The organism is Duganella sp. Leaf126 (assembly GCF_001423125.1).
In the GTDB taxonomy this organism is placed as follows: domain Bacteria; phylum Pseudomonadota; class Gammaproteobacteria; order Burkholderiales; family Burkholderiaceae_D; genus Rugamonas.
In genome coordinates this window covers 20,380-32,143 of record NZ_LMNW01000005.1, presented here as the reverse complement: position 1 = coordinate 32,143, position 11,764 = coordinate 20,380, and the positions used below count along the sequence as shown (strand labels likewise).

Genomic DNA, 11,764 nt, shown 5'->3' with positions numbered 1-11,764 from the left:
CCTTGCCGCGCAGTGCTCAGTAGCCGTTACGGCTGAGGAAAGCGTCGATGTAGGCCGAGCTGTCTTCCGGCGCGCTCAGGTGCGGGCAGTGGCCGACATTGGACACCATCTTGACGACCGAATTGGGCAGGTGCTCGCGCAGGTAGATGCCCACCTCGCGCGGCGCCAGCAGGTCGTCGCTGCACTGCAGCACCAGCGACGGAATGGTGGACCTGGCTAGGTCGGCGCGGTGGTCGGCCGTGAAGGTCACGCGTGCAAAATGGCGGGCGATGTCCTGGTCGTTGCGCTCGAAGCGGGTCAGCAGTTCGCGGGTCAGATGCGGCTGGTTGGGCGCGCCCATGATGGCCGGCACCATCTGCCGGCTCCAGTCGAGGTAATTCTCGTCGATCATCTTGAGCAGCTGGTCCACGTCCTCGGCGTTGAAGCCGCCGACGTAATCGCCGTCGTTGATGAAGCTCGGGGAGGGACCGATCATGACCTGGGCGGCAAAGCGTTCGGGGCGCTGGATCGACGCCAGCAGGCCGATCATCGCGCTGACCGAGTGGCCGACGAAAATCACCTTGCCTTTTGCATAGAGTTCGATAATCTCCAGGATGTCCTGGGCGTGCCCATGGAGGTCGGCGTACTTGTCGCGGTCGTAAGCGGACAGGTCGGAACCGCCGCTGCCGGTCAGGTCGAGCAGAACGATCTTGTAGCGCCGGCTGTAGGCCGGATGGATGAAGCGCCACATGCTCTGGTCGCAGCCATAACCGTGGACGAACATCATCGTGTGTTCCCCATCGCCGTGGCAATGGACATTGTTGCGTTGCTGCACCGACATTACTATCTCCCTCGAACCATTGCCAGTATAAAGTAAAGTGCGGGAATAGTGACGAAAAGGTAATCTGTATCGAAGCGGCGCGCGTTAGCGGTCATGCGGCGAGAATTGGCGGGTATTTTCTGTCCAATTCGTAACATCATGGCGCTGCAAAAGTCTTGATAATGCAGCTATCCGCATTGCATCCAGAGTCAGTGCGATTTCTAGGAGAACCTTCATGCTGAACGAACGCGAAATCGAAAGCTGCTATCTGGGGCAATTCATACCAGTCCACTACCATCACAACATGCTGATGGACCAGAACCGCATGCACGGGTTCAAATCGGCGATCGATTATGCCGTCCAGCCCGGCGCCAAGGTGCTCGAACTCGGCGGCGGCACCGGTGTGCTGTCCTGGTTTGCCGCTGCCAAGGCGGCCAAGGTGTACTGCGTGGAATTCAATCCGGACATGGTGCGCGAAGCCCGCAAGATGCTGGCGCTCAATCCCAACGGCGAGAAAGTGGAAGTGATCCATGCCGACGCCTTCGAATACCTGCCGCCGGAACCGGTCGATGTGGTGATCTGCGAAATGATCCACGTGGCCATGCTGCGCGAGAAGCAGGTCGAGGTCATCGAATCGTTCAAGCGCCGCTACCTCGAGCGCTTCGGCGGACCGCTGCCGGTGTTCCTGCCCGAAGCAGTGATCATGGCAGTGCAGCCGCTGCAACAGGAATACGACTTCGAAGGCTTTTATGCGCCGATCGTGCAATTCCAGGAAACCCAGGTCGTCTATCCCGGCACCGTGGAACTGGCCGCTCCGGCCGTGTACAGCATCATCGACTTCAGCCAGCCCAACCAGCTCGCGTATGCCTGGCAGGGCAAGTTCGTGGTCGAACGGGCGGGCGAGATCAACGCCATGCGCTTCGTGACCAAGAACGTGCTGGCGGTGGTGCAGGAACGCGCCACCACCATCGACTGGCTCAATCACTACATGACGCTGCCGCTGGCTGCGCCGGTGAGGGCTGCTGTCGGCGATGTGCTGGAAGTGAGCTTCCAGTATCGCGCGGGCGGATCGATTCCGTCGCTGCAGGCGTCGCTCAAGGCCGGTCTCGTATTTCAAGCCACCCAGCAGACCACCGAGCAGGCCGGCGGCGTGCCGGCGTTTGCCTGAAGCAGCTGCTGCCAGCGGGGCGGGAACAGCGTATACTTCGTCTTTTACCCTTTAAAGTTGAAGAAGATGGAACCGATCGACCAGCGCTACCTCGTCCAGCAAAACAAGATCGCCGATGGCGATACCAAGCCCCCGGTGTTCGCCAAGGTCATGCGCAGCAAGGAAGGCGTGTTCGAAGGCGTCTCGTTCATCCGGTCCAAGGACAAGGCCTCGGTGCTGACCATCGCGCAGGCCAATGAGGCGATCGCCTGGTCGGCCAAGAAAAAGCCGAACGCGCACGAATACGTTACCAAGATCATCTGCGTGGGCCAGTAAGCTTCAGCGCCATCCATACCGCTTTTCTTCCGCTTCATCCCCGCCTGCGCGCAACCGGTCGCACCACCGTTGCAGCGACAACGCCCGCTCACTACAGTGCCATCATCGACACCATCTTGAGACGGGAGTGTTCCATGTTCGGTTTTCTGCTGTGGCTGGTCTTACTGCTGGTGTGCTGGCCGCTGGCCCTGCTGGCGCTGGTGCTGTACCCGGTGTGCTGGCTGCTGACGCTGCCGTTTCGCCTGATCGGCATTGGCGTCGAGGGCCTGTTCGCGTTGCTGCGCGCCGTGGTACTGCTGCCGGCGCGCATGCTGGGCGGCGGCAGCCGCCGCTAGCCCAAGGGCGTATTAAAATTCGACCTGGACGCCGGCGCCGATCGACTTCTGGCTGTAGTTGTAGTCGATCAGGCTCTGGCCATAGCCGCTGAAGGCCTGCACATAGCCTTTCAGGTTGGCTGCCACCGGGAACGCATAGCCGAGCTTGAGGGCGCCGCGGCTGGTGTGGAAGTTGCGGCGGGCCAGCAGCGAGATTTCCTGGCCATCCCAGCGGTAGCTGGCGGTCAGGTCGCCGTGGCCGAGGTAGTCGGTGATGTCGATGTTGTCGTTGTCCGAGCGTCCGTTATCGAGCCGGTGCCACAGGCGGAAGGTGAGGGCGAAATTATCCTTCTCGGCGCCGACCTGGGCATACACGCGGTTCCAGCTGCGCGACAGCGTGGAAGACTGGCCGTTCGACTGGTGCACCAGGCCCAGCGTCAGGAAACGCACATCGACGCCGCCCAGGTTCAGCGCCAGCGGCGTGGTCAGCATCAGTTCGGGCTGGTAGTTGGTCTCGCGGAACGGGCTCGATTCCGAGTGGTTGTACGCTTGCCAGAAGCTCTCCTGCGTGTAGCCGAACCACAGGTCCACCGGGTAGCCCAGCGCCTGCTCGATCATCTTCATCTTGAAGCTGAGCTGGTACATCAGTTCCACGTGCTGGGTCTTGAGGCCGGCCGGCGAAAATTCTTCGAACGGTTTTTCGTTATTGCCATTGCTGTAGTTGGCCAGCAGCAGGAAATTGTCGCGGTGGGGACGGAAGTTGAACACGCCGCGCTTGGCCGAGCGGTCCAGTTCCCACGACTGCACCATGCGCGAGACCTTGTCTTCCGGCGGAATGGTGGTCAGCTCGGCCACCTTGGGCGGCAGGACGGCCGCTGGCGGCGGGGGCGGCGCGTCGGGCTGGGTGCGGGCCGGGGCATCGGCCGCCGCGACCTTTTCGGTGTCCGGCACCGGGCCGCCGACGGCAGGCGCAGCAGCGACCTGACCGCCGGGCGTCTTGCGCGCCAGACCGTCGTAGCACGCCAGACGGGCGCTGGCGTCGCCCAGCACCGAGCAGCGCTCGACGCGCAGTTCGAGGTTCTCGGCCTCGGTAGGGGCAGCCTGGGCCAGGGCGAAGGTAGGGGCGACGCCCAGGCAGAGCAACAAGGCGGTTTTCGGACGGACAGTCATGCAAATATTCCCGGTGAAATATAAACTTGCAGTTTATTACACGGGATCGGGTTATTGCTGTTCGGTACGTCGCACATCTCGTCAGAAAGGTCGCACGCTGCGGCAACCCTTCATTCAAAGACCTTCAATTTCAGCTGGACCGACAGCGCGCCGTACAGGCGGTCCTTGTATTTCGGCACCACTGCAATGTTTACGCCCACGCGCTTGTACTCGACGCTGGCGGTCGGTATCGCTGCCGGGAACCAGCCGCCGTCGCGCATGTGCGGGTAACCGTCGAACGCGCCCACCACGGCGCCCAGCCGCACCGGCCCGATCCTGACTGGCTGGTAGTACACGCCCACGTAGTTGGAGTACTGGCGGTCGCTGTTATAGAAGCGCCCGGCCGTTGCCGACGCCACCGTCGAAAACCGGTATTCTGCGCCCAGGCCCGGGTTGCTGTCGTTGAGGCCGCGGTTGCGGTCGAAGTGGTACGAATAGAAGCCGGCATTGAGCCACACCTGCTGCAGCGGCGCGGACGCGATCATGCCGAAGGTATCGGCTGGATCGGCAAAGGCCGGGTTCGAAAGCATGCTCAACCCGGCCACGGCGGCAGCGGCGACACGCAAGCGCTTGATCATGGAGCGTTCCAAAAAATGGGAGACTGGCAATTATAGCCACATACTATAATTGCGTAGCCGAAACTACGTCGCTGAAACCAAATAATGACTGCCATGACCTTTGCTGCCCGTGTAGTGCCCCTGATCGTCGCCGTCATGCTGGCCGGCTGTTCCGCCGCCATCAAACAGCGCATCGCCGACTGCCAGGTCGGCGACTGGCAGCAGATCGGGCGCAAGGACGGCCTCGATGGCGCACCGCCGAACTTCGCCGAGCGCAAGGACTTTTGCGACGACCATGCCGACAGCGGCAAGTCCGCGGCCGCCGACGCGGGCGCCCGCTACACGGCGGGCTGGGAACTGGGCAACACGCAGATGTGGACCGCGGTGGGCGTCGCCGACGGTGCGCGCGGCATGGCGCAGCAATTCGCCGCGCGCGCTGCCGGCGAGGAAGTCCGCCAGCGCAAGACGCCGCCGAACCAGCGCGCCTACGATGACGGCTGGCTCAGGGGGAATGCGCAGTACTGGGAAGGGATCGGCAAACGCGACGGCGTGGCCGGTCGGCCGCTGACCGGCAAGGACGCCAGCCGCAGCCAGGCGGATCAGACCGGCATCCGCTTCGACGACGCTGCCTACGACAGCGGCTGGCAGGCGGGCAACCGCCAGTTCTGGCAGGATGCCGGCGCCAGCGACGCCAGCAACGGTGTGCCCGACAGCGCACTGCGTGAGCGCGCGGCCAGCGCCCGCAGCGCCGGCGTGCAGGTGCAGGAAGATGTCTACCGGGCCGCCTGGAACGGCGAGATCGTCAATTACTGGCGCAACCTGGGCGCGCGCGATGCGGTGACCGGTTCCGAGTTCGGCGTGCGCGGCCGCGAAGCGCGGCAAAAGGGTCTGAAGGTGTTCGAAGCCGAATACCGCCAGGCCTGGGAAAAGCGCCTGACCGAGCACTGGGAGCAGGCCGGCCGGGAGGACGGCTACGGCAAGCCGTTCCTGCTGGAAGAACGGATCGCCAATGCCCGCCGCGACGGCGTGTTCGCCATCCCCGACACGCGCGCCATCTACACGCGCGCGTGGGAAGCGGAGAATGCCCGCTACTGCGTGCCGGAAAACGCCTTCGAGCAGGGACGATTGAACCGCGGCCTTGCCTTCGAGGTCTGCCAGCCGCCGCTGCGCGACAGGCTGCGGAGCGCCTGGTTCAACGGCCAAGAATTCGCCAGCGCGGAATTACGCCAGCGCCAGGTCGTCGAAGACGTGCGCCAGCTCGAAGCGCGCCTGTACGAAGGACGCCGCCGCCTCGACCGCCTCGACCGCGACGTGCGCAACAGCCAACCGACCAAGGACAAACCCGCCACCGACGAATCGGACAGGCAAAACCGCCGCCGCGAACAGGACCGCCGCGACCTGGCGGACCAGCTGCGCCGCCTCGAACGCCAACTCGACGACGCCCACCTGTGGCTCGACCAGAACGACTTCAGCATGCAGCGGCTGCGCCGCGACATCTACTGATGCAGCGCCGCAGTCAGGGCCGGCGGGACAGGAAGTTGTGGATCTGCGCGACCACGGCGGCGCCTTCGCCGACCGCTGCCGCGACGCGTTTGGTGGAGCCGGCCCGCACGTCGCCGATGGCGAACACGCCGGGGACGCTGGTTGCGAGACTGGCGCCCGGTTCAGCGGACGTTGCGGTGCTGTGCGCGGCATGGCCGGTCAGGATGAAGTCCTTGTCGTCGACTGCCACGCCGCAGTCGGCCAGCCATCCCGTGTTGGGATCGGCCCCGATGAACAGGAACACGCGGGCGATGTCGTAATCGCGCTCGGCGCCGTGTTGGCGGTCGTGCACGGTGACGCGGCGCAGCCCTTCTTCGTCGTTGCCGTCGAGCGCGACGATCTCGGTATGCGCATGCAGCACGATGTTGGGTGTGGCGGCGATGCGCTCGATCAGGTAAGTGGACATGGTATCCACCAGGCTGCCCCTGCGGATCAGCATGTGCACGCGCGACGCGTGCGCGGACAGGTAGACGGCCGCCTGGCCGGCCGAATTGCCGCCGCCGACCAGGATCACTTCGGCATCGGCGCACAGCCCCGCTTCCAGCGGCGAGGCCCAGTAGTACACGCCCTTGCCCTCGAAGCGCGCCAGGTTCGCCAGTTGCGGACGGCGATAGCGTGCGCCGCACGCAACCACCACGCTGCGCGCCCGCAGCCGCTGCAGGCTGCCGCACATTTCCACTTCGAGCGGCCGGGCGTCGCACAGCAGGCGGGCGGCCGGCGCCGGGATCGCCATCTCGACGCCGAATTTTTTCGACTGGACATAGGCGCGGCCGGCCAGCGCCCGGCCGGAAATCCCGGTCGGGAAACCGAGGTAGTTCTCGATGCGGGCGCTGGCGGCCGCCTGGCCGCCGTAGGCGCGCGTCTCCAGCGTCAGCACCGACAAGCCCTCGGACGCTGCATACACGGCCGTGGCCAGCCCGGCCGGCCCGGCGCCGACGACGATCACGTCCCAGACCTGGGCCGAGTCGAGCACCGGCAGCGTACCGAGGCGCCGCCCCAGATCGACCATGGTCGGATTTTTCTGGACCTTGCCGTCGGGGCAGACCACCAGCGGCCAGTCGTCCGCCTGCGGCGCATGGTGGGCGCACAAGGCGCGCGCCTGCGCATTCTCGTCCGGTTGCAACACCTTGTGCGGCATGCCGTTCGAAGCCAGCCAGCCACGTAGCGCGTGCATGCGCGGATGGTGCTGCGGCGACAGCAGCACCGGGCCGCAGGCCGCGCTCTCCATCAATTCCACGCGCCGCAGGATGAAGGCGCGTACGATGCGCTCGCCCAGCTCCGCCTCCGCCACCAGCAGCGTGCGCAGCGTGGCCGTGGTCAGCACCAGCACCTCCACCGCGCCCAGCGCATGGCCGTTGACCAGCGTCGGCGCATCGGACAGCTGGCTCATCTCGCCGGCAAACTCGCCGGGACCGTGCTCGGTGATCAGCGAGCTGTTACCGAGTCCGTCGTAACGGCTGATGCGGATCCTGCCGCCGATGACCACCATCAGGCCGAACCGGTCGCGCCCCGCCTCGAACAGCATGGCGCCATCGGCGTACTGCGCACGGGCGCCGAAGCGCTCCATGCGTTTGAGCTCGGCCGGTGCGATGCGCGGCAGCGCCTGGGCGCTGCGCGACTGGAAGGGATCGGGGAAGGTCATCGCGCCAGTGTAGCGCGGTCCTTGGCCAGGCTGCCAGAGACGAAAGTAAGAGGTCGCGGTGGCCCGCACATGGGGGCGAACAGGGAAAACGGAAAAAATCGGGCGCTAAGCCAATTCAGGCGGGTTTGATCCTTGATCGCAGCAGACTTCCGGCCGCGTTCTGGTCGAATACACCCGCATCCTCGATGTAGCCCTGCACCGTGCCATCGTGGCGCCATGCGCCTTGCCGCTTGATGTCTCGGAAGTCGGCGCCGGCGCGGTACGCGCTGGTGGCCATGCCTCGCCGCAGGCTGTGACTCGACAGTTCCGGCACGTAGGTGAGCCGGGCCAGCTGAGCGGCGCCGGCCAGGATGGCATTTACGCTTGCCGGATTCAATGCATCGGCGCCCATCACGCCCCATTTGCTGATCGAGCGAAACACCGGACCACTGGTCACGCCGGCGGCGTCCAGCCAGGCCCGCAGAGCCGTCGCCGGACAGCACGGCCCGTCACTGTAGGGGATCGCTTTAACCACTCCCTCGCCGGTCTGGTCCGTCTTCGAGCGCGGTAGCGCGATCGTGATCCCCTGACAGTCCCAGGCGATGTGGTCAACCTCGATGTCCACCAGCTCGCTGCGCCGGAAGCCCCCGAAGAAGCCCACTTGCAGCAACGCGTTGTCGCGCGCCGCCTTCAATGTGCCCAAGCCGGCTAGCGTCGCCACGATCAGTTCCAGATCCTCGATCGGCAGCGCCTTGGCCTTCTTCTTCGGGCGGCCGTTGACGCGCGCGATCCCGGCCAAGGTCTTGCGCACAGTCGGCGTGGCCGCCGGATCGGCGAAGCCTTGGTGGACATGCCATTGCGAGAGCGCCGTCAGGCGCAGCGCCAGGGTGCGCGGGTTGAGCGTGTCGGCATACCGCACCAGGTAGCGGATGACGGCCGGCTCGTCCGCCGGCAGCACGCCGCCCCAGTCCAGGTAGTGGTTGATCGCCGAACGGTACGCCTGGCGCGTGTTCTCGGACGTGGCGGCCGCCAGGAAGGCGCGATGCCGCGCGGCGTGGTCTTGATCGTCCTGCGGCGTAACGGCAGTACGGATGGCCGGCGCCGGCCCGGTATCGGGCATATTGGCGGCTTCGGTATCGGCGGGTGTGGTGGTCATGGCGATGTCGCGCGACTTGCACGTTCATAACGGGATTATGGCCAGCATAGCACGCCACGAGCGGCATGGCCTGCTGTAAGCAAATTTATCGCAGGATAAAACGACGCGTGACAGCGAAAACCCAAAAGCGTAATATATCGTGATATTACGTGTTATGGAATACGTTACTTAATTTCGTGAAAGGTCCACCATGGCGCGCGCAGGCATTCTTTACTCCCAGGTGGCCAGCGCGGCCGCCCGGCTGGCGGCGGCCGGCACCAACCCCACCGTGGACACTGTCCGCGCTGCGCTCGGCGACACCGGCAGCAAGGGCACCATCGCGCCGATGCTCAAGCAGTGGAAGGCTCAGCACCAGGGCGAAGCGGCAGCCGCCGGCGCCGGCCTGCCCGCCGACTTGCTGGAAGCCGTCAAGGGTGTGTATCAACGGCTGGAGGCCGGCGCGCAGGCGCAGGTCGAGCAGCTACGCGCCGCGAACGACAAGGTCCGCCAGGAGGGGGCGCAGGAGTTGGAGGCGGAACGCGCCACCGGCCGCCAGCTGCGCGCCGAGCGGGACGTGCTCAGCGCCGAGCTGGCTCAGGTGAAGGCGGCGTTCGCGCACGAGCGCGACGAGCGGCAGCACGGCGCCGTGGCGATCGCGGCCCTGCGGGCCGAAAACGACGGCCTGACCCAGCGACTTGCCGACCGGGCCGCCGAGGTCCGGTTGCTGACCGACCAGCTGGCGCAAGCGCGGCACCAGTTTGATCACTTCCAGGAAAAGACGGCCGAGCAGCGGCAGAGCGACCGACAGGGTTTCGAGGCCCGCATCGGCACGCTGGAGCACGACGCCCAGCGGCTGCGCACCCACCTGCAGGAGCACCAGCAGGCGGTGGCCGTGCTACGCGCGGAGAAGCAGGGATTGCAACACCAGGTCGAGCGCGCCACCGGCGAAGCGAAGGAGCGCTTAGGCGAGGTCTACACCCTGCGCGAGCAGCTCGTCGCCGCGCGGGAAATGGCCAGCCGCGAGCACATGGACGCCGCGATGACGGCCGAGCTGCGAGACAAGACCGAGCGCGAGAATGTGAGACTCGATACTACGAATGGCGCTCTGCTCGATGAGGTAGCCGCGCTGAAAGCGCAATTGGAGGCTGCATCCGGTGCGATTAAACCGCCGGGGGCTGGCAAAAAGAAGTAACAGGCGCGACGCGCGCGAACAGGTGCAGCGCGTGGCACAGGATTTCTTGTCAAAAACCCACTGACCGCAAGTCGGCAACTTTCAAACGCAGATCGGTACCCATGGTGCAGTTTTACCCCCGGTCCGGAACACACGCATGCAACAAAAATATCTGCAAGGCGGTAAGCATCTGCCAGTGCAGGCTTTCCAGTTCCGCATCGCGCACCTCGTCTGTCTGCACCTCACCGTCGCTACTGATCTGGTACGGCATGCCAAGATGGGAGGCCATATCGATCTGGAAATATGAACGGTCACCGTAGGGGCGTTTCCCATCGATGCCCGGCAGCGGCCACGAGGGGGGATAAAGCATGTCGGTGCGCCAGCAGGACTGCCGCAGCAAGACGGCGTGTTCTTCACGGAACTCGAACATTCCGTCAGTCGAGACCCCGGTCTGCGAATCGGCGAAATAGTCGCGCATGTCGGCGGGAACGGCATATCTGCCAGCTGACATCACCGCTTTCGTGCAGAAAGCAGGTATCAGTTGGCCGGTTTCGACCAAGGCTCGCGCAAGCAACGCCTCATCCCGGCAACCGATTAGTTCAAACCCAACATTGAGGGTGGACCGATTCGCACCGAAAGGGAGAAACTGCCGCAGGCCCGGCGCCCCGGATTCGACCGTCAACCATGTGACACGCAGGTTTCGCAGTATGGCGAGATGCAGTACGCTGAATTCGTCCGGCGGACGTGCCGCGAGCGTTTCAGCAATCGTCGCGTGCTGACGTTCCAGCAACTTGTATTCAGAACGGCACCGCCAAAAATGCCGCAGTTGGGCGGCGACATCGCGCAGCCTCATCACAAGCGATCCGGCAAAGTGGTTGCCTTGGTCAGCTTCGGTTCGTCCAGCAGCCGGGCCTTGTAAGCCTGCACTTCGTCCTCTGGCACGTCGAAGCGTTGGAGCCACTGCTCCGCGCCCCAACCGATGAGGCGGGGCTCGCCTTCCTTGGACGCGTAGTGCAGGCTGACCTTGGGCGCACGCACTTCTTTGAACAGCATGTTGGGGAGCACCAGCCGGGCAGGCTTTGGTTGGTCGGCGGGCGCGCCCTCTGGCTTCGGCCCGGCCTGCACGACCAAACCCGCGCCGTAGTCGTAGAGTGCGAACCAGTCCATTGGCAATTCGGAGCGGATCGCCGATAGCCCGCCGATCTTCTCGATCATTTTGTGATTGACGGCAGTCAGCCAGGAAACGGTTTTGATGCCCAGATGGGCCGAGCGAGTTGCACCAACCGGCTCACCGACATCAAGTCCGTTGAGCATGTTGGCCAAGTAAGCCTCGAATGGCTGATTGTCACTCTCTCGCGGGGCCGATAGCACCAAGCCCTGCCCACCGTAACCGTGGAGCGCCTTTAGACGCTTGGCGAAGCTCACGAACATGGCCTGGAACGCCGCAGGATTCTTCTCGACATGCAGCAATGGCATGGTAAAGCGTAACGCTGAGGTGCCGCGCACGATCATCTTGGCTTCCCACCCACGCCGACCAAAAACCTGGAACTCCCAGTCGCCCGCATCGTGCGGTTGCTTGCCGCTGACGTAGGTAAAGCTCACCAAGTCGTTTTCATTCATGCGCTTGATCATCGCACGCATCGATGGCGCCTTTTCATAAACGAACTTGTCCGGGCCTTCGGGCGGTTCCGCACGCCACAACCAGGTCAGATGGGCCTTGGCGATCACCTCGTACTCGTCGAAGCAGGCGCAAATGGCCTCACGCACCTCGGCTGTGTGGGCGTCGTTGAAGAACAGCGTGCCGGTGATGGCGGGGACACCGCCCACGTAGTCCTGCGGGCCCTGCTTGGTCAGCAGGCCGCCGGGAATGTGCATCTTCTCGGGATGCTCGCGCATCAGTTGGATCGGATCAAAGGGAAGATCGGTCATGGGT

General features: G+C 64.6%; 12 protein-coding genes. 5 read left to right on the top strand and 7 right to left on the bottom strand.

Annotated elements, in window-relative coordinates; genetic code table 11:
- Nucleotides 1-16: 16 nt before the first annotated feature.
- Nucleotides 17-820: an alpha/beta fold hydrolase gene (locus tag ASF61_RS06345; RefSeq protein ID WP_056152692.1), complete on the bottom strand. Its 804-nt coding sequence runs from the start codon at nucleotides 818-820 to the stop codon at nucleotides 17-19.
- Nucleotides 821-995: 175 nt separating this feature from the next.
- Here ASF61_RS06345 and ASF61_RS06340 point away from each other — a divergent pair, with 175 nt between their 5' ends.
- The 3 genes from ASF61_RS06340 to ASF61_RS06330 all read left to right on the top strand — a co-directional run bounded on the left by ASF61_RS06340 (nucleotide 996) and on the right by ASF61_RS06330 (nucleotide 2,617).
- Entirely contained in the window at nucleotides 996-1,967 is a 972-nt protein-coding gene (locus ASF61_RS06340; RefSeq protein WP_255354547.1) for a methyltransferase domain-containing protein, read from the top strand.
- Between the two features lie 66 nt (nucleotides 1,968-2,033).
- The gene (locus ASF61_RS06335) at nucleotides 2,034-2,282 is read left to right on the top strand and encodes a hypothetical protein (RefSeq protein ID WP_056152912.1); all 249 of its coding nucleotides are present in this window, start codon (nucleotides 2,034-2,036) and stop codon (nucleotides 2,280-2,282) included.
- 134 nt (nucleotides 2,283-2,416) lie between these two features.
- Nucleotides 2,417-2,617 carry a hypothetical protein gene (locus ASF61_RS06330; protein WP_056152686.1) on the top strand — a complete coding sequence of 67 codons (201 nt, stop codon included), beginning with the start codon at nucleotides 2,417-2,419 and terminating at the stop codon, nucleotides 2,615-2,617.
- A 12-nt stretch (nucleotides 2,618-2,629) separates the two neighbouring features.
- Here ASF61_RS06330 and ASF61_RS06325 read toward each other — a convergent pair whose 3' ends face one another.
- Nucleotides 2,630-3,766, bottom strand: a complete 1,137-nt coding sequence (locus ASF61_RS06325; RefSeq protein WP_229205736.1) for a phospholipase A — start codon at nucleotides 3,764-3,766, stop codon at nucleotides 2,630-2,632.
- Between the two features lie 110 nt (nucleotides 3,767-3,876).
- Nucleotides 3,877-4,383, bottom strand: a complete 507-nt coding sequence (locus ASF61_RS06320) for a hypothetical protein (RefSeq protein ID WP_056152684.1) — start codon at nucleotides 4,381-4,383, stop codon at nucleotides 3,877-3,879.
- A gap of 93 nt (nucleotides 4,384-4,476) precedes the next feature.
- Between ASF61_RS06320 and ASF61_RS06315 the strand changes: the two genes are divergently transcribed.
- Complete coding sequence (locus ASF61_RS06315) at nucleotides 4,477-5,865, top strand: hypothetical protein (RefSeq protein WP_056152905.1); 1,389 nt, start codon at nucleotides 4,477-4,479, stop codon at nucleotides 5,863-5,865.
- A 13-nt stretch (nucleotides 5,866-5,878) separates the two neighbouring features.
- Here the strand turns inward: ASF61_RS06315 and ASF61_RS06310 are convergent, their stop codons facing one another.
- Both ASF61_RS06310 and ASF61_RS06305 read right to left on the bottom strand, forming a co-directional pair.
- Nucleotides 5,879-7,546: an FAD-dependent oxidoreductase gene (locus tag ASF61_RS06310; protein ID WP_056152680.1), complete on the bottom strand. Its 1,668-nt coding sequence runs from the start codon at nucleotides 7,544-7,546 to the stop codon at nucleotides 5,879-5,881.
- Nucleotides 7,547-7,661: 115 nt separating this feature from the next.
- The gene (locus tag ASF61_RS06305) at nucleotides 7,662-8,681 is read right to left on the bottom strand and encodes a site-specific integrase (RefSeq protein WP_082491248.1); all 1,020 of its coding nucleotides are present in this window, start codon (nucleotides 8,679-8,681) and stop codon (nucleotides 7,662-7,664) included.
- A 190-nt stretch (nucleotides 8,682-8,871) separates the two neighbouring features.
- On the opposite strand from ASF61_RS06305, the gene ASF61_RS06300 reads away from it, so the two are divergent.
- Nucleotides 8,872-9,852, top strand: a complete 981-nt coding sequence (locus ASF61_RS06300) for a DNA-binding protein (RefSeq protein WP_056152677.1) — start codon at nucleotides 8,872-8,874, stop codon at nucleotides 9,850-9,852.
- 112 nt (nucleotides 9,853-9,964) lie between these two features.
- Here ASF61_RS06300 and ASF61_RS06295 read toward each other — a convergent pair whose 3' ends face one another.
- Nucleotides 9,965-10,684, bottom strand: coding sequence for a hypothetical protein (locus tag ASF61_RS06295; RefSeq protein ID WP_056152675.1), 720 nt, complete (start codon nucleotides 10,682-10,684; stop codon nucleotides 9,965-9,967).
- Entirely contained in the window at nucleotides 10,684-11,760 is a 1,077-nt protein-coding gene (locus tag ASF61_RS06290) for a type VI immunity family protein (protein ID WP_056152672.1), read from the bottom strand. Before ASF61_RS06290 ends, ASF61_RS06295 begins: the two co-directional genes overlap by 1 nt.
- Between the last annotated feature and the right edge of the window lie 4 nt (nucleotides 11,761-11,764).

Bases quoted from the DNA above. Each gene is read 5' to 3' on its own strand.
- ASF61_RS06345 (WP_056152692.1), bottom strand. From the start codon at position 820: ATGTCGGTGCAGCAACGCAACAATGTCCATTGCCACGGCGATGGGGAA.
- ASF61_RS06335 (WP_056152912.1), top strand. From the start codon at position 2,034: ATGGAACCGATCGACCAGCGCTACCTCGTCCAGCAAAACAAGATCGCC.
- ASF61_RS06330 (WP_056152686.1), top strand. From the start codon at position 2,417: ATGTTCGGTTTTCTGCTGTGGCTGGTCTTACTGCTGGTGTGCTGGCCG.
- ASF61_RS06325 (WP_229205736.1), bottom strand. From the start codon at position 3,766: ATGACTGTCCGTCCGAAAACCGCCTTGTTGCTCTGCCTGGGCGTCGCC.
- ASF61_RS06320 (WP_056152684.1), bottom strand. From the start codon at position 4,383: ATGATCAAGCGCTTGCGTGTCGCCGCTGCCGCCGTGGCCGGGTTGAGC.
- ASF61_RS06315 (WP_056152905.1), top strand. From the start codon at position 4,477: ATGACCTTTGCTGCCCGTGTAGTGCCCCTGATCGTCGCCGTCATGCTG.
- ASF61_RS06310 (WP_056152680.1), bottom strand. From the start codon at position 7,546: ATGACCTTCCCCGATCCCTTCCAGTCGCGCAGCGCCCAGGCGCTGCCG.
- ASF61_RS06305 (WP_082491248.1), bottom strand. From the start codon at position 8,681: ATGACCACCACACCCGCCGATACCGAAGCCGCCAATATGCCCGATACC.
- ASF61_RS06300 (WP_056152677.1), top strand. From the start codon at position 8,872: ATGGCGCGCGCAGGCATTCTTTACTCCCAGGTGGCCAGCGCGGCCGCC.
- ASF61_RS06295 (WP_056152675.1), bottom strand. From the start codon at position 10,684: ATGAGGCTGCGCGATGTCGCCGCCCAACTGCGGCATTTTTGGCGGTGC.
- ASF61_RS06290 (WP_056152672.1), bottom strand. From the start codon at position 11,760: ATGACCGATCTTCCCTTTGATCCGATCCAACTGATGCGCGAGCATCCC.